Consider the following 22757-nt stretch of genomic DNA (forward strand, 5'->3'; position numbering starts at 1 on the left):
AGAGCAATTAACCTACGCTCATTTCCAATAAATTACACTCTTTTCGTAACTTCTACCGGCAAAGTTACTCATTCCAACCGTAATTATCCGCTCATTTTCAGAAAACTTGGAGGGGATGGCAATCATTTTATGAGCAATCCGGTGCTACAAATAAGCGGACTGGGAAAGATTATGTTGTAGAACTCTCAAATTTGGCTCTACATTTTTTAACCGGGAGGCGGGGGATGGTGAGAGGGAAAATTGCTAACTTTGCGATGCATGCTGTGGCCATACGCCCCGGCGTGCGCCCAACCAACCTCATCCTGCAATGAAATTTCTGAAAGAGCATTCCCGCAAGATAATAACCGTGATGTGGATCGTGTTCGGCTGCTGTCTGGCCGGAGCGGCGATATTCCTGTTTCTCATATATAACGGGATAATAGGTTATATGCCTCCTGTGGAGGAACTTAAGAATCCTAAGGACCGATTCGCCTCGATAGTGTATTCGGCCGACGGCGAGGAGCTTGGACGCTACTTCAACGGTACGGGCAACCGCGTCTATGTCGATTTTGACGACATCTCGCAGAACGTGATCGACGCGCTGATAGCCACGGAGGATTCGCGGTTTGAGGACCACTCGGGCATTGATGTGCGCGCATTGGGCCGCGTGGCTGTAAAGACCGTGCTCATGGGGCAGAAGAACGCCGGCGGCGGATCGACCATCACGCAGCAGCTCGCCAAGCTGCTATATTCGCCTTCGAGCGACGGACTCCTGCAACGTGCCTTGCAGAAGCCCATCGAATGGATGATTGCCGTGAAACTCGAACGCTTCTACTCGAAGGATGAGATCATAAAGATGTATCTCAACCAGTTTGACTTCCTCTACAACGCCGTGGGCATAAAGTCGGCGGCATTTGTCTATTTCGGAAAAGATCCCAAGGACCTCACCATCGAGGAGGCCGCCACTCTGGTGGGCATGGTGAAGAACCCGTCATACTTCAACCCGGTGCGCAAGCCCGAGCGCACACGCGACAGGCGCAATGTGGTGCTCGAACAGATGTATAAGGAGGATATGCTCACTCGAGAGCAGCTCGACTCGCTTCAGGCGCTCCCGCTGGTACTGAAATTCCACCGCGTGGATCACAAGGAGGGCCTGGCGCCATATTTCCGCGAAGAGCTGCGCCGCATGCTGCGTGCCAAGCATCCAGTGCGTTCCGACTATCGCGGATGGGAGAAGCAGAAGTTCGTCGACGACTCCATCGCCTGGGAGAACAATCCACTCTACGGGTGGATCGAGAAGAATCCCAAGCCCGATGGCACGAAATATGACATCTACACCGATGGTCTGAAGATATACACCACCCTTGACTCGCGTATGCAGCGCTATGCCGAAGAGGCCGTCACCGAGCATCTCGGCAAGACCCTACAACCGAGTTTCTTCCGCGAGAAGCGCGGGGTGAAGGGTGCGCCCTATACCACCAACCGCGAGGAGCTTTCGTCGGCGCAGCTCGCGTCGCTCATCGACAAGGCTGTGAAGCAGACCGACCGCTATTATCAGATGAAGCGTGCGGGCGCCTCCGAGGAGGAAATCAAGAAGGCGTTCGCCACGAAGCAGGAGATGAAGGTGTTCAGCTACGACGGGATGATCGACACGCTCATGTCGCCGATCGACTCGCTGTTCTATACCAAGCACTTCCTCCGCGCGGGCTTCATGTCGATGGAGCCTGTCACCGGCCATGTAAAGGCCTACGTAGGTGGACCGAACTTCTCGGCATTCCAATATGACATGGTATCGACCGGACGTCGCCAGATAGGCTCCACCATCAAGCCGTTTCTATACACCTACGCCATGGAGGAGGGGTTCACCCCGTGCGACCAGCTGCTCAACGAGCAGCCCACCATCTACGACGAGGTGGGCCGTCCGTGGTCGCCACGCAATGCCGGAAGTGCGCGTGTGGGAGAGATGGTCGACCTGCGCTGGGCATTGACCAACTCCAACAACTGGATTTCGGCGCGCCTGATGGCCCAGCTCTCCCCGGCAACGCTCGTGCGCAACATGCATAATTTCGGCATCACCAATAAGCTCGACCCCGTGATAGCGCTTTGTCTCGGGCCATGCGACGTGTCGGTGAAGGAGATGGTCACGGCCTATTCGGCGTTCGCCAACAAGGGTATGCGCGTCGACCCCATGTTCGTGACCGCCATCGCCGACAACAACGGCAACATAATCAGCGAGTTCACCCCGCGTCATACCGAGGTGATATCGCCCGAGGCCTACTACAAGATACTGTCGATATTGCTCAATGTGGTCGACAGCGGCACCGGCAACCGCCTGCGCCGTACGCCATACAACCTCACGGCACAGATGGGTGGCAAGACAGGCACCACCAACTCCAACAGCGACGGATGGTTCATGGGATTTACGCCGCAGCTCGTGTCCGGCACATGGGTAGGCGGTGAGGAGCGCTACATCCATTTCAATGGAATGGCAATGGGGCAGGGCGCATCGATGGCCCTCCCGATCTACGGCAAGTTCATCCGTAAAGTCTACGATGATCCCACACTCCCCTACAAGCAGGATGCCACCTTTACATTCCCCTCCGACATCGACCTCTGCGCCAAAGAGTACTACGGCGAGTTTGCTGACGAACCCGTTGACGGCGGCGAATCCATCGAAGGCGTGTTCGACTGACTTTAATAATTACTACCGACCACCAATGCCCGATATAAAAAGAACCATAAAAAAACTGCTTGGCAGATATTATTCTTTACGCTACAGAATACCTTATTCTCCAGGACTGTATATAGGAATGGGTGTCAAAATAGTGAACCGGGGGACGGTGAAATGTGGCAAAGAGGTGATAATACGGCCCTCCGTATATCTATGCTGCGACCCTGACGCCCGGCTCACGTTCGGCGATAATTGTGAAATAGGCAACCATTCGACGATATTTGCCCATGGCGAGATAACATTCGGTAATGGGGTGCTGACAGCTCCGAATGTGCATATAGTCGACCACAATCATGAGTATGAGGATCCCTACACTCATATCTATAAACAAGGCGTGCGCTATAATCCCGGTGATCGCGTAATAATAGGAGACGGCACCTGGCTGGGAAAGAATGTCGTTGTGGTAGGCAATGTGTCCATAGGGAAGAATTGTGTTATCGCGGCCAATTCTGTCGTGACCAAAGATATTCCGATTACTGTATTGCAGCAGGCATACCTGCTAAGATAATAAAAAGATACGATTTCTCGCTCAACTCCTGGATCAAGGTCTGATGACCAGTTTTAGCCGTCATCTTTTATTGAGGGATTGGAACGGGAGGTCGAGCAGGAGGGTCTCGTCGCACTTGGAGATTGTTTGCCGGAGGTTGAGGTCGATTATTCGGATTATGTCGGCGAACTCCTCCTGGAAGTTGGGGATAAAGTCGTCGGCTCCCTGCGCATTGAGACGTCCGAGCACCATGCCGAGGGTAACCTTCGAGGGATCGACCGCAGGCTGATAGCCGTAGGTGTCCTCTGAGATAACCACCGGTGAGAGCAGCCGCGCCGCCACCATCTCGTCGATAAGCTGCGTGACGAGCCTCGACGGCATGTGGTAGTTGGCGGCGAAGTCGGTGACGGTGAATGGGCCGAGGCCCTTATCGAACCGCTTGACGATTATCGTCATTATGACCACCGCTATCTTTCGTTTATAGTCGAGCGATATGGTTGATATGTCGTGGGAGAAATTAAATTGGAATATGTTCTGCGACGAATAGCAGAGCACCGCACCGGAAAGAGTGATGGTCCACACCAGCTGGAGCCATATCAGCAGCAACGGCAAGAAGGCGAACGATCCGTAGATGGCATTGTACTTCGACACGTAGATCTGCCCTGACAGGAACAGGTACTGCAAGATCTGGAACGCTGTGCCGGCGAACACCCCGCTCAGGAACGCGTTCTTGAACTTGACTTTGGTGTTGGGAAACGCCAGGTACATCCCCGTGAATGACATCCATGTGAGCACGAACGGCGCCACGTCGAGAGCCATTTTCACAGCCGGTGATATGAAGTGCAGTCGCGGGTTGTCGACCAAAGCGTAGCTTACCATCACCGATATGCCGCTCGAACATATCATCAGCACCGGCAGCAGGAACATTATCGCTGTGTAGTCGATTACCTTGCGCCCGAAGGAGCGTGCGCGTGTCACTCCCCATACTGTGTTGAATGTGTCCTCGATATTGCTCATAAGCGAAATCATCGTCCATAGCAATACCACTATGCCCACGCCCACAAACACTCCCTGTGATGCCTGCGTCATGTATCCGCTCACGAAGTCGATGCCGGCCTCAAGCGCATGTTTCTGCGACGGGAGCGCCTGGAAAAGCTGCGTCTGTAGCAGGTTCTCGAATCCGAATCCGCGCCCGATGGCAAACAGCAGCGCCAGCGCGGGCACTATGGCGAGAAGGGTGTTGTAGGTCAGCGCTGAGGCACGGTTCTGCAAGTCGGTATTGAGAAACGACCTTACGGTGAGGTTGATGGTTTTTATCGTGTTGACGCGCCAGGTACGCCGCGTGTCGCTCCACACCCCCGTGGTGCAATACGCCGCAAACGACTTGATACGTATCGTGGCGAGGCGTATCCATGCCGCCGTCCGTGTCGAAATGCGTGATATTCTGCTTTGTCTCTTCATACTTACAAATTTAAACAAAAATTCCACGCATATTTATTTTGTCGAAGTCGAAAAAAATCCGTAGCTTTGAAGCATTGAGGGCATATGTGCCGTTCTTTACCTCCTTTAAGCCCTCCTGATATCCATGCATACCTTAAACATCATCAAAATAACCGAAATATGATACCTCAGGACAAAATCACCCTTGAAGAGAAAGGGATAGCCCCCGAACTCCTTGAAAGCCAGCTTAAACGATTTGAGACCGGATTCCCCTACCTGCGCATAGTCGATTCGGCCCGCGTGGGCAAAGGCATACTCGCCCTCGACGACGCCGCACAGAAGCAGGCCGTGGATCGTTGGCAGAAATACCTTGCCGACGGAGGCGAGGTCTACAAATTCGTGCCTGCCTCGGGTGCTGCCTCGCGTATGTTCAAGGCTCTGTTCTCCTATCTCGACGGTGAGGTCGACGCGCCAAAGCCGGGCAGCGACGTAGAGCAGCTGATTGACCGCATTGCCGACTTCGCCTTCTTCCCCGAACTTGACGAAGCGTGCCGCCGCCTCTACGGCAAGGACATCGCCGCGCTGAAAGCCGAAGGCCACACGAAGGATATTGTGGCCGCGCTGCTCCATAAGGAGGGGCTGAACTACGGACAGCTTCCCAAGGGCCTGCTGAAATTCCATTCCTATGCCGAAGGACCGCGCACTCCTCTGGAGGAACACCTCGTGGAGGGCGCGCAGACCGCAACTGACAAGGATGGCAACGTACATCTGCATTTTACCGTTTCGCCCGAACATCGCGCATTGTTCGAGCAAAAGATAGCTTCCGCCGTTCCCGGCTTCGAGAAGGCTCTCGGCGTGCACTATCATATCTCGCTCTCCGAGCAGAAGAAGTCGACCGACACCGTGGCCGTCAACCCCGACAACACCCCATTCCGCGAGGACGGCAAACTGCTGTTCCGTCCCGGAGGCCACGGTGCTCTCATCCAGAACCTCAATGACATAGATTCGGCGGTGGTGTTCATAAAGAATATCGACAACGTGGTTCCCGACTCGCAGCGTGAGGCCACACTGCAATATAAGAAGGTAATCGCCGGGTGTCTTATCGAGGCGCACGACCGCATTGAGCGCTACCTCGGCATGATTGACCGTGGTGACTATACCATCGACGACGTGCGCGAGATGATTGCTTTCATGCACGACACCCTCAACATCCGCGACGAGAAGCTCAAGCAGCTTGAGGACGCCGACCTCGTACTCTATATCCGCGGCAAGCTCGACCGTCCACTGCGTGTGTGCGGCATGGTGCGCAACGAAGGCGAGCCGGGTGGTGGTCCCTACATCACTTACAATCCCGACGGGTCCACCTCACCCCAGATTCTCGAAAGCACACAGATTGATCCCGACCGCGCCGAATATAAGGAGATGGTGGCCAAGGCCACGCACTTCAACCCTGTGGATCTCGTATGCTATATCAAGGACGTGAATGGAGCGAAGTATGACCTGCCCGATTTCGTTGATCCCGACACCGGCTTCATTTCTTCCAAGTCGCGCAACGGACGCGAGCTGCGCGCCCTCGAATTGCCCGGCCTATGGAACGGTGCCATGAGCGATTGGAACACCATCTTTGTCGAAGTCCCCGTGGCCACATTCAACCCAGTCAAGACCGTCAATGACCTCCTCCGCCCCGTCCACCAGGCCTGATCCGGACGTGTTAATAGGCTGTTTTTTTAACCACCTATAAGTGGCACTACCAATAAAATAACCGTGCCGTAATCGATATCGATTACGGCACGGTTATTTCAATATGAGTGTATCCGAATCGGTCAGCGCATGATGATCTTGGAATTCGTACAAGAACCGTCGGCGTGGATTTCCGTACGTATTACTATGGATCCGGAGGCGGGAGCGAGCACCCTGCGGCCTGTAAGATCGGTGAGAATCACTGATATGACAGGCGATGTGTTTTCTGATGCGGAGGTAACGGAATCAATGCCGGAAGTGCTACCGGCTACTTCCATTATTGCCGATTCGCTGCCTTCGGTAGGCATGTCGAAGAAATTGAGGTAATCAGTGCGCACGGAGTAGCCGTAGCGGGTAGAAGCATCAAGTCCGGAGAATGTATGTGAAGTGCCTTCCGTCACCTCTGCCGAGGATAGTTTCATGGCTACTTTCTGTCCGGGAGCCAGTGTCTGATAAATCTTTATGTCATCAAGCATGAACTTTTGGCGCAGCTTCGACTCGAAATATACAGAAGCGCTCTCTCCCGTAGATGAGAGCAGGACGGTCTCATCGATAATGCCATCGGCAGGTACGCTCAACGTCTTGGCGGTAGCCGGATCATATGACCCGACATAGATTGTTATCTCATCCTCTGAAGGCTTGCTGCTCTGTAGACGGAATGAAACGTAGACATCACCTTTCGAGAACCCCAGCTCCGGAGTCGTCATTGCGCCGCCACCGTAAGGGCGTCCACTGATGATCATGCCGTTATAGGTGCCGAACATGCCCTTGGCAATGATGGCCGAATTGACGTTCCATCCCGGCATGGCAGTGTAGTCATCGGGCTGTATGCGCTCCTGGGGGGAGTCGAATGTGCCTGAAGTAGCCTTGTCGAAACTGTCCTCAAGGAGCACAATCTGTTTCTTCTCGCCCTGGGATGCTGTCAGTGATTTTATGAAGAATTTCTTAAGTGTGGTGGATTCGAACTTCAGCTGTGTGTTTTCCGTGCCTCCTATGATGTCGAATTGTTCGGTGACGACTCCTGACTCAGGAATTGTGACAGGATGAACTTTGTCGGTGGAGTATGAGCCTGCAAACACGTTGATTACATCGCCGGGGTTGCCGTACAGAGTTACGTCGATGGCGATTTTCCCGTTATTGGCCGAGAAGTCGGCTTCCGGTGAATACAGGTAGCCACCTATCGGGCGTCCGCCGCGGAATGCGCCGTCGGCTACTCCGAACATGCCGTCGGCCACCAGGCATGTCGCTCCGACCCATCCTTTTGATGCCGTGTATTCATCAAACGAATCTACTGTCGTCGGTTCGTCGAAAGTGCCTCCGATGCATTTTGAGCCATCTTCTGCGATTGGGCACGAACCTTCGGCGTATATCATCTCGTAGTTGGTGACGACATACGATGATGCCTTCGTGTTGGCCTGCCAGTTAGCTGTATATGAATCGCCTGACACTGCGGTTGCTCCGGTCAGTATGGTGGGGACAAGACTGTCCAGATGGAGAATATCGGAAGGATCTGATACCTGTGTGCCGTTTAGTGTCTTTACTGTCGCATAGTAGTTGGTGGCGGGATCGAGTCCGTCGACTACGATTGACGTAACATCTGAACTTACCGATTCATTGTCCTTGACGTAGACGTTGGGACGATATGTGTTCATCACTGAGGTTATGGTCATTTTGCCGACCCCTTCCGGTGCTCCGTCCGGACCGGCCGAGATATACAGGCATTGGGAAAACTCATCTATGGGATAACCACCGAACACGACGTAGCTCGACAATGTGCTGTATGGTGCAAGTTGCCCCATGAATATATCACCGCGCAAGATGGAACTTACATTATGGGCGGCATCGGCTTGACGGAATATGAGCGGTAGCGTCTTGTTGACATCAACCCCCTCTACATCGTCGATTCGGAAAAGCATGCTGGCTTCATCGAGATGACCATTTACCGCCGGAGTATATATGACCGGATTGTCTTTGTCGATAATCAGGTTTACGTTTTCCGTGGTAGTCTTGGAAGCTCCCAAACACCATACGGACACTTGATAGCCGGTGGCGTTCTCTACCGGAGACCAGGAAAGAGTCAACGAACTTCCGTCATAACCTGATTGCACTACGGACGCAGGCGGGGTAATGGCCGCATACGTGTTGACTGCGGCGGCACATGACAAATAAAGTAGAAAATTACGCATAATTACTGAAATAATAGTGATAATGATGATTTATAATTTGCAAAATTATAGATTCTTCGGATTATATTCAAATGCCCATGCGATTTAATAGATATTAGTCCTCCGCAATGCAGGCAGGGGGAAAACAGAAATGGAAGCCCGAAAAGGCTTCCATTCTGTGAGGGTGAGGTGTGGGGGTCGAACCCACGACCTTCGGAACCACAATCCGACGCTCTAACCAACTGAGCTAATCTCACCGTTTGTATTTAACTGTCAAAAACGGCTGATGCTTTCGCTAAGGTGGCCGTTTTTAACGGTGCAAAGGTAAGCACTCTTTTTCATTCCTCCAAATATTTTCAGATTTTTTTGAAATCGGGCAAAAAGAATGGGAAAGAATGAAATGTGGTATGCGAATAAAAACTTAAAGAATACTTTTGATTGGCAGCGACTCAAGGAATGAAAGGTATATTCTGTCATTCGTATAAAAAACAGCGGTACGCCAAAACGGCGTACCGCTGTGTGTAGGATTGTCAACTTTGGGTTATTCGAACTCGACGAGGGGCTGGTCGGTGGCTACCACCTGGTCGGGAGCCACGAGGATGCGCTTGACAGTTCCGTCGATTTCCGACGCAAGGTCATTTTCCATCTTCATGGCCTCGTAGACGAGCATAGTTTGGCCGAACTTTATCTTGTCGCCTGGCTTCACCTTTATCTCCACGATACGTCCTCCCATGGGGGCTTTCAAGGTGGGTCCGGTGATAGGCTCGACTGTGGCGGCTGCCTTCTCCTCGGCTGCGGTAACGGCAGGCGCTGTGGCCTGTGTCTTTTCCCATTCCTCGGCACGGCGTTTGCGAAGGAATCCGTTGGCCACAGTGGGAAGCAGTTCGAGCAGCAGGTATTCCTCCTGGTTGGAGGCGAGCTTCACGCCGCCCATGTCGTCAAGCACGGGGTTCTCGGGCTTGCGGTATTTGGTGACGTCGTAGGGTGTCTCCACCGGAGTGCCGGCGATTTTCTCGCGGAACGCGGGATCGACTGCCACGGGGGTGTGGCCGTATTCACCCTTGACGAGCGAGATGAACTGGTTGGAGGGATTGCTGTAGTCGGGATTTCCCTTCTTGCGGTCGAGGGCCACGCTGACTGCCTGGCTGCCTACGATCTGGCTGGTAGGGGTGACGAGTGGCACCAGACCGGCGTCGCGGCGCACCTTGGGGATGAGGCGCATGGCATCGTCGAGCAGGTCGCTGGCACCGAGTGCCTTAAGCTGTGCCACCATGTTGGAGTACATGCCTCCGGGCACCTCGGCCTCCTTTACCAGCAGGTTGGGTTTTGGGAATCCGAAATAGTTCTCGATGGCGTGGCATGCGGCGAGCAGAGCGTCCTCGTCGCCGACCTTTGCGGCAGCGATGGCACGGTCGAACTGTGCGTCGACCTCGGCGGGAAGCGTGTCGGCCAGGGGATCGAATGCCTTGGGGAAATGATCCTTGTTGAGGTCGAACGGCGCGAGCTGCTTGCGCACGTCGTAAAGTTCGTTGCGTATTTTGCCGACGGCCTCCATGTTGGCCTCAAGTTCCACTCCGAGCTTCTGACAGAATATGTATATAAGCTCGATGGCGGGAGCGGCTGAGCCTTCGCCGAACCACCAGATGTTGGTGTCGAGGATGTCTACGCCGTTGATGATGGCCACGAGCGACGATGCCAGGCCGTAGCCCGGGGTGCAATGGGTGTGGAAGTCGACCGGCACGCTGACGGCTGCCTTGAGCTTCGGCATCAGCGAGGCTATGCGCGCGGGGTTGACCAGACCTGCCATATCCTTGAGGGTGATGATCTTGGCGCCGTAGCTCTCCATGGCTTTGGCCTTGGAGACAAAGTAGTCGTCGGTGAATATCTTTTCGGGAGCAGCCGGAGCCTCGGCTTTCTTGCCGAAGAGTCGTGCGAAGAATCCGGGCTTTTCGGCAGGTTCTGCGGGAGCTTCTTCCTTGGGGTCGACAGTATAGCATACGGCTCCGTCGGCAATGCCGCCAAGCTCGTTGATCATGCGTATCGACTCCTTCACGTTGTCGAGGTCGTTGAGCGCGTCGAATATGCGCATCACGTTGAGCCCATTCTTGATGGCCTCCTTATAGAATCCTTCGAGCACGCTGTCGGGATATGGCACGTAGCCGAAGAGGTTGCGGCCTCGCGAGAGTGCCGACAGCAGCGAATGGCCCTTCATGGCCTTTGAGCAGATGCCTAGGCGTTCCCAGGGAGATTCGTCGAGATAGCGCATCACAGAGTCGGGCACGGCACCGCCCCACACTTCCATGATATAGAATCCGGCACCCTCGTAAAGGGGGAGCAGACGGTCGATGCACGACTGGGGCATGCGGGTCGCAAAAAGCGACTGCTGGCCGTCGCGCAACGTGAGATCTCTGATTTTTAGCTTGCGATTTGCCATAATTTTAAGTGTTTATGAGTCAATCCGCAACTTCCGAGCCTGCATCCATTTCATAATGGCATATCTTATGTATAGCGAAACAGTTGACAGACAAAGAGTTGCGTTTCTCTTCAAATTAGACTGCAAAATTACTAATTTTCATTGAAAATCGGTGCGTTTCCGCTAAAAAACGACATTCGGCTTCGCCGCGTCCGGTGTCATTTAGGTATGTGAGGCACAGAGTCCTGAGGCTCGCAGCGCCTGGCAGCCATCGTATGCATACGGAAAAACCGAGGGCGACACTATCAGTCACGATACCGTCGCCCTCATCTAAGTTCGGTTGCGAATATTATAAAACCTATTGGAAATTTGGATTGTGCCTATGATTCACATGTTATATCAATAGTGTAAGCACGTCATGGATAGGGAATTATTTCACCATAACCTTTTTGCCGCCTACGATGTAGAGACCGCGTGGGAGATCTTTGAGAGCATCGGCTGCCTCTACGCTTGCGCGCACCTTGATGCCTGTGAGGCTATATACGTCGACCACACCTTCGGCGTCACCAAGAACATCGTCGATGCCGGTAGTGCCTTCTTCGAGTTTCTTCTCGATAAAATTCTTCACGCTGGTTTGGTCGATTTTGTTGCCAAGTTCTTCAGCTGTAACGAAGTCGAGATAGACGATCTTAGTTTTGCTTGCATCTATGGCACCATTCTTCGTGCCGTTCTTACGACCGATTACAACCGAACAAAATGCTCGGCCATAGACTGTCTCGCCCTCGAAATCAAAAGTGGCATTTGTAGAGTATTTGCCTGTATAAGGTAGTATCCATTCCGTATCACCGAAATTGAAGCCACCCTGTCCATTGAGATCGCGGAAATAATATCCGACATTTCCGGTGTCGCCGTTGCCTCCATGCCCGCGTGTAAAACCGGGCTTTGCGGTATCGCCGTAAGGGGCAATCTGTTCTCCATCTTTGTTGCCGACCTTAAGCTGACGAAGCACCTGGCTGTAGCAATCGTTATAATCGACATATGCTGTGGAATACAGCACTTTCATTACAACAATTGAGCGACCGGCACCGAGGGTGAGATCCTTGTTGGCGATGAATTCTATCTTTGCCGCGGCATTCTCTGCGGTTGCAGGGAAATCAAATACGATGGCATTATCTTCCACCGATGTGGCAATACCGTCAGTACGACAAGTCCAGTTTTCGGGATTCCATTCTGCATTGGCTGTGAGTGAAGCACCGAGCACGATTGTCGATGCGGCTAAGAAACGTGTAAAATGGTTCATAAATCTAAAGTTTAATATTGGGACTACATTTGGTTAACATGATTCTACTGTTGGATATCGGTCTATCTACATTGAGGTAATTCGCGGTATGGGAAAGGTTTGCGTAATGGTAGGAGTATTTTTTAGATGAAGATTATGTCTCAATATTAGATTGCGGGTTGCACGGGATGTGAAAAAACGCTAACTTTGTGGCCTCAAAGGAAAAAGTAGCTGAGGACGTTACGCTGTCTATCGCCTCAAAACAAAATGATAATTATTAATTCAGATATATGAAAAAAGCACTCATTACAGGGGTTACGGGTCAGGACGGCTCGTTCCTGGCAGAACTGCTGCTTGAGAAAGGTTACGACGTGCACGGCACCATCCGCCGTTCGTCGGTCGATTTCCGCGAGCGTATCGCCCATCTCGAAGGCCATCCGCGCTTCCATCTCCATTATGCCGACCTCGGCGACTCTATGTCGATACTTCAGGTCGTGGGCAAGGTGCGTCCCGACGAGATTTACAACCTCGCAGCCCAGAGCCATGTGCAGGTTTCGTTCGACTCTCCCGAGTTCACTGCCGACATCGACGCCACCGGTGTGCTCCGCGTGCTTGAGGCTGTCCGCCTTTCCGGGCTGAAGGATACTTGCCGTATCTACCAGGCATCCACTTCCGAGCTTTACGGCAAGGTGGAGGAGGTGCCCCAGAACGAGAACACCCCGTTCCACCCCTACAGCCCGTATGCGGTGGCAAAGCAGTACGGTTTTTGGATCGTGAAGGAATATCGCGAGGCCTACGGCATGTATTGCTGCTCGGGTATCCTCTTCAACCACGAGAGCGAACGCCGTGGCGAGACATTCGTCACCCGCAAGATCACCCTTGCCGCCGCACGCATCGCTCAGGGCAAGCAGGACAAGCTATATCTCGGCAACCTCTCCTCGCTGCGCGACTGGGGCTATGCCAAGGACTACGTGGAGTGCATGTGGCTCATACTCCAGCATCCCGAGCCTGAGGATTTCGTGATTGCTACCGGCGAGCAGCACTCCGTGCGTGAGTTCTGTCAGCTCGCTTTCCACAACGTAGGCATCGAGCTGCGCTGGGAGGGTGAGGACGAAAACGAGAAGGGCATCGATTCCGCCACTGGCAAGGTGCTTATAGAGGTGTCGCCCGATTTCTACCGTCCGACCGACGTGGTCAACCTTTGGGGTGACCCTACAAAGGCACGCGCGAAGCTCGGCTGGAATCCACAAAAGACCTCTTTCGCCGAACTCGTGAAGATTATGACCGATGCCGACATGGCAAAGGTGGCTGTGGAGCGTGCAGGCGAGAGCGTGCGCACCAACCTCGCCGAATACCTCGAAAAGGGTATCGTGAAGTAAAAATCCCATTATAACTTATAAGGATGTCCGCAAATTCAGCTATATTTGCGGACATCCTTTTTACATATATAGAATAGATATGAGCCAGTTCAAGCGCAACATCATAGTGACCGGCGGTGCCGGATTCATCGGCAGCCACGTCGTAAGGCTGTTTGTCAACAAGTATCCCGACTACCGTATAATCAATGTCGACCTGCTGACCTACGCGGGCAATCTCGCCAATCTCAAGGATGTGGAGCACAGCCCCAACTACGTCTTTGTCAAGGCCGACATATGCGACTTTGACCGCATGCTCTCCCTGATTCGCGACTATGAGGTCGACGGCATCATCCATCTCGCCGCCGAGAGCCATGTCGACCGCTCGATAAAGGATCCGTTCACATTCGCGCGCACCAACGTCATGGGTACGTTGTCGCTCCTACAGGCGGCCAAAATTGCCTGGGAAGAGCGTCCCGAGCGCTACGATGGCAAGCTGTTCTACCATATCTCGACCGACGAGGTCTACGGCGCGCTCGAACTCACCCGGCCCGAAGGTATGCCTTCGCCGTTCACAACCACGGCATCGTCGGCCACCAACCATCATGCCTACGGCGAGGAATTTTTCCTTGAGACAACACGCTACAACCCCCATTCGCCATATTCGGCCTCCAAGGCGTCGAGCGATCACTTCGTGCGTTCCTACCACGATACCTACGGCATGCCCGTGGTCGTCACCAACTGCTCCAACAACTATGGCCCTTATCAGTTCCCCGAAAAGCTGATACCTTTGTTCATCAACAATATACGCCATCGCCGTCCGCTACCTGTCTATGGTCAGGGGCTTAACGTCCGTGACTGGTTATTCGTCGAGGACCACGCCCGCGCCATCGACCTCATATTCCATCGCGGCAAGATTGCCGACACCTACAACATAGGTGGATTCAACGAATGGCGCAATATCGACATCGTGCGCGTGCTCATCCGCACCGTCGACCGCCTGCTCGGCAATCCCGAAGGCTATTCCGACGGACTTATAACCTATGTAACCGACCGCGCCGGCCACGACCTGCGCTACGCCATCGACTCGCGCAAGCTCCAGCGGGAACTCGGCTGGGAACCTACCCTCCAGTTTGAGGAGGGCATAGAGCGCACCGTCCGCTGGTATCTCGACAACCAGGAGTGGCTCGACTCCGTGACCTCCGGCGACTACCAGCGCTACTACGACCAGATGTACGCCGACCGCTGAAATAATTTCTTAATCCCGAAGATTCTGAAGGACTGATTCGTGCGTTGGTTGCGTGAATCCAGCCATAGAAGTCCGTATTCTGATAGTAACCGAAACCGGGCAATTTTAATTAGATTGTAGTCGTTATACGAATGAACTTAATCATTATTCAGTTGCTATGAGTTGTTCGGTAGATATGAGATATGTTATGTTGGCAATTGTTTTTGCCGGGAGTATTCTCGTCTCGTGTTCGGGAAAGGAAGAGGAGGTTGTGTCGGATGACAATCTGATGGTGTCGATGATTTCCGGATCTGACGGGAGCAAGGAGGTTTTTCAGTATGATTACCGCGGCCGCGTAGTCCGTTGGGAATGTCTGTCCGGAGAAGAAGATAATGTAGATTACAAAGTTACATATGCATATCCCTCGGAGGATGAGGTCGTGATAGAGTCGACCTCCGATATGGCATCCATTCATTTGGATGACTTTAAGGAGACTTTACATCTTGTTGATGGCCGTGCGGCCTATTGCGAGGGTGTTTTCAGATCCTCTTTGAATCTTGACGGGCGTTCTTCCTTCGAGAAGGTTTATCGTGTAGACTTTAGGTATGATGCAGACAATCATCTGGTCGATATCAAACATACCGAGCAATATAGTGAGAATGGTACAGTCATTGATATCTATTATAACACTCCGTGGATATGGGAGAATCATTTTGTTTGGGAGGACGGGAATCTCATTCGCTACGATGATTACCTGGGTACTACGAAAGTGTATTATTCGACTGTTTATTCCTACTCCGACATCGTGGCGACTCCATGTGTGAAGCTGCCACTCGTGACGTATGGGCATCATCTGCCCTTGCAGACTGCCGGACTCTTCGGAGTCAATTCCCGGAATTTTGTCTCACATATGAACAAAGTTAGCCGTCATCCCAATGAGGTGACTGTTTCCATAGATTACGGCGGTGTCTCGTTGGAGAACTGCCGCATAAAGGATTTCTCGACTAAGGTAAACTATTCCGACGGACGCCCTGCCAGAGACATCTCATATTCGGTCGACTATACCGGTTCATAATTGGGGTTTCTTCTCTGCTGACGTAACTTGCTCGATGCATTTTGATGGCCTTAAAAAACTGCACCCCGGAATTTTCCGGGGTGCAGTTTTTGTTATGTAATCTGTCAGATGTATTATTCCATCAGGATATGTCCTGCGAATGACATACCCGTAGAAATGATTATTTTGCGAGGTAAGCTCTTACCTGGGTCAGGACAGCGGGAGCGGTGAATCCAAACTTCTCGTCAAGCACCTTGTAGGGTGCGGATGCACCGAAATGGTCGAGGCCGAACACTTCGCCCTGCGGGCCGACCACGCCACGGAGAGTGGAGGGGAGGCCTGCGGTGAGACCGAATACTTTTCCGTCGGCGGGGATCACGCTGTGGCGGTATTCAGGAGTCTGGCATTCGAAGAGTCCGATGGAGGGGACTGATACCACGCGTGCAGCTACGCCTTCGTTGCCGAGCTGATCGGCAACCTCCACGAGCAGCGACACTTCCGAGCCGTTGGCTACAAGTGTGACGGCGGGATTCTCGGCCTGCTTAACAATATAGCCTCCCTTTTCAGCACCGAGGGCCTCGCGATAGCGGTTGCCGGTGGATGCGGGCAGGTCGGGGATATTTTGGCGCGAGAGGATGAGGGCGGTGGGAGTTTTGGTGTTCTCCATGGCCATCTTCCAGCATACGGATGTCTCGGCGGCGTCGCCCGGACGGAGCACGAGCACCGACGGTTCGCCCTTGAAGTTGCGCAGCTCCTCCATGAGGCGTATCTGTGCCTCCTGCTCCACCGGCTCGTGGGTGGGTCCGTCCTCGCCTACGCGGAATGCGTCGTGAGTCCAGATGTATTTTACCGGAAGTTCCATCAGGGCGGCCATGCGTACTGCCGGCTTCATATAGTCGGAGAACACGAAGAATGTGCCGCATGCGCCGATCAGACCGCCGTGTAGGGCGATGCCGTTCATGATGGCCGCCATGGTAAGCTCGGCCACACCGCAGTGGAGGAATGCTCCCGAGAAGTCGCCGTTGGTGAATGCGTGCGTGTTCTTTAGGAACGCGTCGGTCTTGTCGGAGTTGGCAAGGTCGGCGGAGGCCACGATCATGTTGCCGACCTTCTTGGCCAGTTCTGCGAGCACGTCGGCCGATGCCTGGCGTGTGGCGATGCCCGGCTTGTGGGCGATGTTCTCCCAGTCGATGTCGGGGAGCTTGCCTGCGAGATAGCTGTCGAGGAGCGCGGCTTTCTCGGGGTTGGCCTCACGCCATGCTTTTTCGGCCTCGCGACGCTCCTTGACGATTGCGCGCAGTTTCTCCGTGCGCTCGGCGTAGAGTGCCTTTACGTCATCCCAGATGTGGAACGGATCGGCAGGATCGGCGCCAAGATGTTCCATTGTCTTTTCGTAGCTTGCACCGGATGCGCTCAGGGGGTTGCCGTGGGTCGAGCATTTTGCCTCGAAGCATTCGCCATCGGCGGTGACGGCACCGCGTCCCATTATGGTCTTGCCTATGATGATGGTGGGACGGTGCTTCTCCTCGATTGCGGTCTCAAGAGCACCTGCCATGGCGAGGGGGTCTGTACCGTCGACCTCGATTACGTTCCAGTGCCATGCGCGGTACTTGGCGGCGGTATCCTCGGTGGTCACGGCCTTTACCTCGGTTGAGAGCTGTATGTCATTGCTGTCATAGAACATTATGAGGTTGTGCAGCCCGAGATATCCGGCCAGACGGCCTGCACCCTGGGAAATCTCCTCCTGGATGCCTCCGTCGGAGATGAATGCGAATGTCTTGTGCGACAGCCAGTCGCCGAAGCGTGCCTGGAGGAAACGCTCTGCTATGGCGCATCCCACGGCCATCACATGACCCTGGCCCAGCGGACCGGAGGTGTTTTCCACACCGCGTTCGGGATGCAGCTCCGGATGGCCGGGAGTGACGCTTCCCCACTGGCGGAAGCCTTTCAGCTCGTCGATGGTGAACTTTCCGGAGAGGGCGAGCACTGCGTAGAGCATCGGCGACATGTGGCCCGGATCGAGGAAGAAACGGTCGCGGGCTATCCATGTAGGATTGTCAGGATCGGTGACGAGGTAGTTGGAGTAGAGCACGTTGACGAAGTCGGCACCACCCATAGCACCTCCGGGGTGGCCGGATTTGGCCTTTTCTACCATTGAAGCTGCGAGCACGCGGATGTTGTCGGCTGCGCGGTTCATGACTTTTGTGTCCATTATGTTATCTATTTTAGAGAATGATATTTCTTTCTATCGATTATGGATTGAGACGAGACAGGTTTATTGTATGGGGTACAATAACCTCTTTTGTTTAAAAACGCACAATGCATCTGAATATTGTGGAGATGTGTGGCATATCTGTTATACGATACTTGCCGGCAACGGAATGATGTCGGCAAGTATCGTATTTTCAATGATATGTGTGATTTCTATAGAGGAAATCTCTCGTTCGTACAAGTGATTAGAGTGCGTCCTCCACGGTGTCGTCGACGGGGATGTCGGTGTTGACGTTCTTGGAGCCGATGAGGCCGTAGAAGAGGATCCAGCCGAGCATTGCCACGATGAGCCAGTAGGAGGCCATGTAGCCTGCGAGGTCGGCGATCCAGTTCTGGATGAGTGGCATCACGCCGCCGCCTACCACCATCATCATGAAGATGCCGGAAGCCTGGGCGGTGTATTTTCCGAGACCCTCGACAGCGAGGTTGAAAATACCGCCCCACATGACAGAAGTACAGAGGCCGCAGAGGATGAGCAGGAATGCGCTGACGGGCACCTGCGCGCCGCCTTCATAGATGAATTCGGGCACGGGAAGCGTAACGGTCTTGGGGATGAGGATGGCGAGCACAACCAGCAGGATTGCCACCGACGATACAGTGATAATCTGGGCGCGGGTTGACACGGCACCGGAGATGATGCTTGAGCAGAAGCGGCCGATGAGCATGAAGAGCCAGTATATGGCCACGATGGCACCGGCTATCACGGAAGCATTTTCAAGTATGCCTGCGCCGCGTTCGCCCGGTTCGGCGAGGTAGAAGTTGAGTGTGCCGGGGATGCCGATTTCGATACCTACGTAGAAGAAGATAGCGATCACGCCGAACACGAGGTGACGGAAGTTCCAGGGCGAGTGTGCGTATTTTACCTTCTTGCCCGAGGTCTGGTTAGGCTCGGGGATGGTTACGAACGAAATCACTATGAACGAGGCAATGAATACGCCCATTGCCACCCAAAGCAGAGGGGCCACATTGCCCATCTCGGTCTTGTCGGTGAGCTGCCCGATGAGAGCGCCTACGAAGAAGGGGGTGAGGGTGCCGGAGAGCGAGTTGAGCGAGCCGCCGGTCTGGATGAGCTGGTTACCCTTGTTGCCGCCTCCGCCGAGGAGGTTGAGCATCGGGTTGACCACGGTGTTGAGCATGCACACGCAGAAACCGCAGATGAATGCGCCCAGAAGATAGATGTAGAAGCTTACAGGCACGGGAGTACCGGCTACGGTGCCGGCTGTGGTGTCGGCTCCTACCACGCTCGACAGCCATTGTACGAAGAGTCCGACGGTGCCGATTGCCATTGCCCAGAGGGCGGTTTTCTTATAGCCGATTTTCACAAGCAGGTTGCCGGCGGGAATTCCCATGAACAGATAGGCGAGGAAGTTCATCATGTTGCCCATCATGCCGAGCATGGAGTTGCCTTCGAATTTGTATCCCCAGATAGTTCCGATAGGAGCGGCGAGGTTGGTCACGAATGAAATCATGGCGAAGAGGAAGAACATCGCGATGATTGCAATCAGCCTGCCGTTGGTTGAATTGGATTGAGCGGTTGCCATTGCTGATAATGTTTTTTCTTGGGTTATTTTGTTATTTTAGGTTGATATTTCAGGTTAAGCGGATTTTCAGCAGGTAAAATTATAAAAAATATGCTTTACGTAGGTAACAACATGCTTTATAACATACGGAAATGATACCGGAAGGTCAATTTATGCCCCGGTTCAATATTCACGTGCGCCGAATATGTCGGTGCCGATGCGTACCATCGTGCTTCCGGCGGCTATGGCGAGCGGAAAGTCGTCGCTCATTCCCATAGACAGGGTGTCGAACGATGGTTGTCCGGCGAATAGGCCCGATTTCAGCTCGTTGTAGGCCTTGGCCACGGCGGAGAAATCGGCGGAGATGCGGGTGGTGTCGTCGGTGAGCGACGCCATGCCCATCAGTCCGCGCACCCTCACATGTGGCGTGTCGTCAGGCTTCCACTCGGCGGCGATTGCCGACAGTTCGGCGGGGGTGAAGCCGAACTTGGTCTCCTCGCGGGCCACGTGCACCTGTAGGAGCACATCGGCCACACGGCCGATACGGGCGGCCTCTGCATTGACTGCACACAGCAGCCTCAGCGAGTCTATGCTGTGGATCAGGCTGACGTGTGGCATCACCTGTCGCACTTTATTGGTCTGGAGGTGGCCGATGAAATGCCAGCGCACATCCGCCGGCATTTCCGGAGCCTTTGCCGACAGTTCCTGGGCGCGGCTTTCTCCGAAGTCGCGCTGTCCGGCCTCGTAGGCCTCGCGCAGAGCTTCCACCGGGTGGAATTTGGAGACGGCGACAAGGGTGACGCCGGCAGGTATGTGCTCTCTGATTTCAAGCAGGCGGGATGTTACCGTTGACATTGGTGCTGACGAGGTTGGGTTGGCTGTATTATTCGTCGGCCTTGCGGCTTTCAAGCTTGGCTTTGTAGACGTCCATGATGGGAGTCTCGGCAATGGAGCTTACCTCGAAGTCGGCCATAGTGCCTTTCATGCCCTCCATGAAATGGTCGAGCGCCGAGCGGAAATCGTTGGCGGCCACGAGGATGTGGGATGTGGTCTTTTTCTCTACGGCGGTTTTTTCATCGAGGGTGATGAAGCTTACCTTCACGTGATACCACTTGTCGGCGCTGTCGTCCCAGAATATTTCAGTTATGTTGCTACGCTTTACCGCCGACACCGAGAATTCCCCGGAAATCAGCGGGGCTACCTCCTCGGTGATGCGGGCCTCGGCCTCGGTGAAGCTGAGGGCATCTACCATATAAGGCTCGTTGACTTTCTTTGCGGAGCCGTTTTCCTGTATCTTGTCGTAGCGTACTTTGCATTCAAACCATGTACTCATGTCTGTAGTAGTTTGTTGTGGAATTTTATATGCGATTTCGTTTGTTTATCGGGGGTCAAATTTACGAAAAACTTTTGACAGGAGTATTAGACGAGTGTTTAACTTATGTTATCGGACGTATGATATGCCTGGTGCTATGTCCCGGAACGCAGAGCGGGAACCGCCTGTCCGACGATTCCCGCAGCTTTCTTGAATTCCCGTGTTAAGAACCTAAAACAAAAATAAATTCTTCAGATGTGGTTAATGATATATAGACGTAAGTAACTCGCAAAGATATAAAGCTTTAGAATTAATAATATGCGCAATAATTTTTTCGAGTTACTTATGATCAGTTGTTATCGTGATTCATCTTGTGGCGAATGTTGAGCAGCGGCAGCAGGAACGAGATTATCGAGGCTGCGAGCCAGAATATGGCTACCGGAAGGAAATCGTAATGTTTTGCGCCGTCGACCACGGTCATGTTGTTGTTGATGAGCCATCCCGACACCACGTCCTGTATGCCGGCGGCCACGTAGGATGCGATTCCAACCACGCCGAGAGCTGCTCCGGTGGCGCGCCGTGGCACTATGTCAACAGCCATGAGGCCGCCGAGGAAGCATATGAGCACGCCGATAGCTATGCCGAACAGCACCATGGCGAGAACGTTGACCCACATGGCGTCGCCTCCGAAGAGGAACAAGGCCAGGGCAGAAGCGTTAAGCACTCCGAATATCAGGGCCGGGATCTGGCGGTCGCCTTTGAAGAGCTTGTCGGAGAACCATCCGGAAAGCACCGTACCGGCAATACCGAGGAGGGCGTTGATCGATATGATCGACAGGGCCTCGACATCGCTGAATCCTTTCTGCTCCTGTAGGAACAGCATACCCCAGCCGTTGATGGCATAGCGCGAGATGTACATGAATGCGCTGGCTGCCGCCAGTATCCATACGGCGGGCGTGCGGAGTACCATCTTCTGTATGTCGCGTGTCGACATCTTTTCGGCCTTCCCGGTCTTTTCGCCCGAAAGCGCCTCTATGGAGGGAAGTCCGTGGGCGCGTGGATGGTCGTGGAGGAAGAAGAGCACGAGTGCGATGCCTATGGCGCCGGCAATCGCCGAGCCGAAGAATCCCGACTGCCAGCCGGCCACCGCCACTATAGAGCCTACGAAGAGGAAAGAGAAGAACTCGCCGAGATTGTGGCTTGCAGAGAAGAAGCCGTAGTAGGTGCCGCGCTCTTTGAGCGGGAACCAGCGCGAGAGGCTGATGATGGCGGGGGGTGCGCCCATCGACTGTGCCCAGCCGTTGAAGCACCACATTATGGCGAAGCATGTGCACATTACCGCTCCCGGTATGGCGCTCGAAGCGAGACCCATCATGCCCATGAAGGCGTTGGCGAGGGCGGAGATGATCAGGCCGGTGGCCATGAAGCGCTTGATGTTGCAGTAGTCGGCCACGAATCCGTTGACAAATTTGCCTATGGCATATGCGAACAGGAGGGCGGAGCTTATGATGCCGAGTTGCGTGGCGTCGAGGGCGCCGCTGTCGATGATGGGTTTCTTCATCACGTTGAGCGACGTGCGGCACACATAGTAAAGGCTGTAGCCGAGCGTGGCAGCTCCGAACGCCTGGAGGCGCAGTTTCTTATAGAACTTCGTGCGCGCTTCCTCCGAGGAGAAGTCACGTTCCGGGACATCGGGGCTTATTGCGTAGAACGAGGCTATGCGCGAGAATATCGAACGCGTCTTGCGCGTTTCGAGGGTGGCGGTATCGGTGGGCATCGGCGT

16 protein-coding genes and 1 tRNA gene are annotated in these 22757 nt (G+C 53.9%); 6 read left to right on the top strand and 11 right to left on the bottom strand.

From position 1 onward, the window contains the following. The first annotated feature begins 427 nt into the window (after positions 1-427). Positions 428-2671 carry a transglycosylase domain-containing protein gene (locus tag QZ303_RS07630; RefSeq protein ID WP_295731364.1) on the top strand — a complete coding sequence of 748 codons (2244 nt, stop codon included), beginning with the start codon at positions 428-430 and terminating at the stop codon, positions 2669-2671. Between the two features lie 118 nt (positions 2672-2789). Next, positions 2790-3218, top strand: a complete 429-nt coding sequence (locus QZ303_RS07635) for a DapH/DapD/GlmU-related protein (RefSeq protein WP_295731319.1) — start codon at positions 2790-2792, stop codon at positions 3216-3218. Positions 3219-3278: 60 nt separating this feature from the next. Here QZ303_RS07635 and QZ303_RS07640 read toward each other — a convergent pair whose 3' ends face one another. Next, positions 3279-4658 (bottom strand): YihY/virulence factor BrkB family protein, encoded by a 1380-nt coding sequence (locus QZ303_RS07640; protein WP_295731320.1) that lies wholly within the window; start codon positions 4656-4658, stop codon positions 3279-3281. Positions 4659-4817: 159 nt separating this feature from the next. Between QZ303_RS07640 and QZ303_RS07645 the strand changes: the two genes are divergently transcribed. Further along, on the top strand, positions 4818-6338 hold the full coding sequence (locus tag QZ303_RS07645; protein ID WP_295731322.1) for a DUF4301 family protein: 1521 nt from the start codon (positions 4818-4820) through the stop codon (positions 6336-6338). A 122-nt stretch (positions 6339-6460) separates the two neighbouring features. Here QZ303_RS07645 and QZ303_RS07650 read toward each other — a convergent pair whose 3' ends face one another. From QZ303_RS07650 to QZ303_RS07665, 4 genes are all read right to left on the bottom strand, one after another. After that, entirely contained in the window at positions 6461-8563 is a 2103-nt protein-coding gene (locus QZ303_RS07650; RefSeq protein ID WP_295731325.1) for a fibronectin type III domain-containing protein, read from the bottom strand. A 161-nt stretch (positions 8564-8724) separates the two neighbouring features. After that, positions 8725-8800: transfer RNA gene (locus QZ303_RS07655), tRNA-His, on the bottom strand. 283 nt (positions 8801-9083) lie between these two features. Continuing rightward, positions 9084-10976, bottom strand: a complete 1893-nt coding sequence (locus tag QZ303_RS07660) for a biotin/lipoyl-containing protein (protein WP_295731327.1) — start codon at positions 10974-10976, stop codon at positions 9084-9086. Positions 10977-11385: 409 nt separating this feature from the next. Further along, entirely contained in the window at positions 11386-12255 is an 870-nt protein-coding gene (locus tag QZ303_RS07665; RefSeq protein ID WP_295731329.1) for a hypothetical protein, read from the bottom strand. Between the two features lie 269 nt (positions 12256-12524). Here QZ303_RS07665 and gmd point away from each other — a divergent pair, with 269 nt between their 5' ends. Continuing rightward, on the top strand, positions 12525-13613 hold the full coding sequence (gene gmd / locus QZ303_RS07670; RefSeq protein ID WP_295731332.1) for a GDP-mannose 4,6-dehydratase: 1089 nt from the start codon (positions 12525-12527) through the stop codon (positions 13611-13613). 79 nt (positions 13614-13692) lie between these two features. Continuing rightward, complete coding sequence (locus tag QZ303_RS07675; protein ID WP_295731334.1) at positions 13693-14838, top strand: dTDP-glucose 4,6-dehydratase; 1146 nt, start codon at positions 13693-13695, stop codon at positions 14836-14838. A gap of 475 nt (positions 14839-15313) precedes the next feature. Here QZ303_RS07675 and QZ303_RS07680 read toward each other — a convergent pair whose 3' ends face one another. Then, a complete protein-coding gene (locus tag QZ303_RS07680) occupies positions 15314-15457 on the bottom strand; it encodes a hypothetical protein (protein ID WP_295731336.1) in 144 nt (47 codons plus the stop codon). Between the two features lie 270 nt (positions 15458-15727). On the opposite strand from QZ303_RS07680, the gene QZ303_RS07685 reads away from it, so the two are divergent. Beyond that, the gene (locus QZ303_RS07685; RefSeq protein ID WP_295731338.1) at positions 15728-15892 is read left to right on the top strand and encodes a hypothetical protein; all 165 of its coding nucleotides are present in this window, start codon (positions 15728-15730) and stop codon (positions 15890-15892) included. 160 nt (positions 15893-16052) lie between these two features. Here QZ303_RS07685 and QZ303_RS07690 read toward each other — a convergent pair whose 3' ends face one another. The 5 genes from QZ303_RS07690 to QZ303_RS07710 form a co-directional block, all read right to left on the bottom strand. Next, positions 16053-18086: a transketolase gene (locus QZ303_RS07690; RefSeq protein ID WP_295731366.1), complete on the bottom strand. Its 2034-nt coding sequence runs from the start codon at positions 18084-18086 to the stop codon at positions 16053-16055. A 241-nt stretch (positions 18087-18327) separates the two neighbouring features. After that, positions 18328-19683 carry an MFS transporter gene (locus QZ303_RS07695; protein ID WP_295731340.1) on the bottom strand — a complete coding sequence of 452 codons (1356 nt, stop codon included), beginning with the start codon at positions 19681-19683 and terminating at the stop codon, positions 18328-18330. A 162-nt stretch (positions 19684-19845) separates the two neighbouring features. Beyond that, a complete protein-coding gene (locus tag QZ303_RS07700) occupies positions 19846-20517 on the bottom strand; it encodes a YggS family pyridoxal phosphate-dependent enzyme (protein ID WP_295731342.1) in 672 nt (223 codons plus the stop codon). Between the two features lie 28 nt (positions 20518-20545). Then, positions 20546-20995 (bottom strand): DUF4494 domain-containing protein, encoded by a 450-nt coding sequence (locus QZ303_RS07705; protein ID WP_295731344.1) that lies wholly within the window; start codon positions 20993-20995, stop codon positions 20546-20548. A gap of 328 nt (positions 20996-21323) precedes the next feature. Continuing rightward, the gene (locus tag QZ303_RS07710) at positions 21324-22751 is read right to left on the bottom strand and encodes an MFS transporter (protein ID WP_295731346.1); all 1428 of its coding nucleotides are present in this window, start codon (positions 22749-22751) and stop codon (positions 21324-21326) included. Positions 22752-22757 lie beyond the last annotated feature (6 nt).

This window comes from uncultured Muribaculum sp., from assembly GCF_910583865.1.
Lineage (GTDB): Bacteria > Bacteroidota > Bacteroidia > Bacteroidales > Muribaculaceae > Muribaculum.

Excerpts from the sequence above, each read along its gene's own strand:
- QZ303_RS07630 (WP_295731364.1), top strand. The coding sequence starts at position 428 with ATGCCTCCTGTGGAGGAACTTAAGAATCCTAAGGACCGATTCGCCTCG.
- QZ303_RS07635 (WP_295731319.1), top strand. The coding sequence starts at position 2,790 with ATGGGTGTCAAAATAGTGAACCGGGGGACGGTGAAATGTGGCAAAGAG.
- QZ303_RS07640 (WP_295731320.1), bottom strand. The coding sequence starts at position 4,658 with ATGAAGAGACAAAGCAGAATATCACGCATTTCGACACGGACGGCGGCA.
- QZ303_RS07645 (WP_295731322.1), top strand. The coding sequence starts at position 4,818 with ATGATACCTCAGGACAAAATCACCCTTGAAGAGAAAGGGATAGCCCCC.
- QZ303_RS07650 (WP_295731325.1), bottom strand. The coding sequence starts at position 8,563 with ATGCGTAATTTTCTACTTTATTTGTCATGTGCCGCCGCAGTCAACACG.
- QZ303_RS07660 (WP_295731327.1), bottom strand. The coding sequence starts at position 10,976 with ATGGCAAATCGCAAGCTAAAAATCAGAGATCTCACGTTGCGCGACGGC.
- QZ303_RS07665 (WP_295731329.1), bottom strand. The coding sequence starts at position 12,255 with ATGAACCATTTTACACGTTTCTTAGCCGCATCGACAATCGTGCTCGGT.
- gmd (WP_295731332.1), top strand. The coding sequence starts at position 12,525 with ATGAAAAAAGCACTCATTACAGGGGTTACGGGTCAGGACGGCTCGTTC.
- QZ303_RS07675 (WP_295731334.1), top strand. The coding sequence starts at position 13,693 with ATGAGCCAGTTCAAGCGCAACATCATAGTGACCGGCGGTGCCGGATTC.
- QZ303_RS07680 (WP_295731336.1), bottom strand. The coding sequence starts at position 15,457 with ATGTTTGATATCGACCAGATGATTGTCTGCATCATACCTAAAGTCTAC.
- QZ303_RS07685 (WP_295731338.1), top strand. The coding sequence starts at position 15,728 with ATGAACAAAGTTAGCCGTCATCCCAATGAGGTGACTGTTTCCATAGAT.
- QZ303_RS07695 (WP_295731340.1), bottom strand. The coding sequence starts at position 19,683 with ATGGCAACCGCTCAATCCAATTCAACCAACGGCAGGCTGATTGCAATC.
- QZ303_RS07700 (WP_295731342.1), bottom strand. The coding sequence starts at position 20,517 with ATGTCAACGGTAACATCCCGCCTGCTTGAAATCAGAGAGCACATACCT.
- QZ303_RS07705 (WP_295731344.1), bottom strand. The coding sequence starts at position 20,995 with ATGAGTACATGGTTTGAATGCAAAGTACGCTACGACAAGATACAGGAA.
- QZ303_RS07710 (WP_295731346.1), bottom strand. The coding sequence starts at position 22,751 with ATGCCCACCGATACCGCCACCCTCGAAACGCGCAAGACGCGTTCGATA.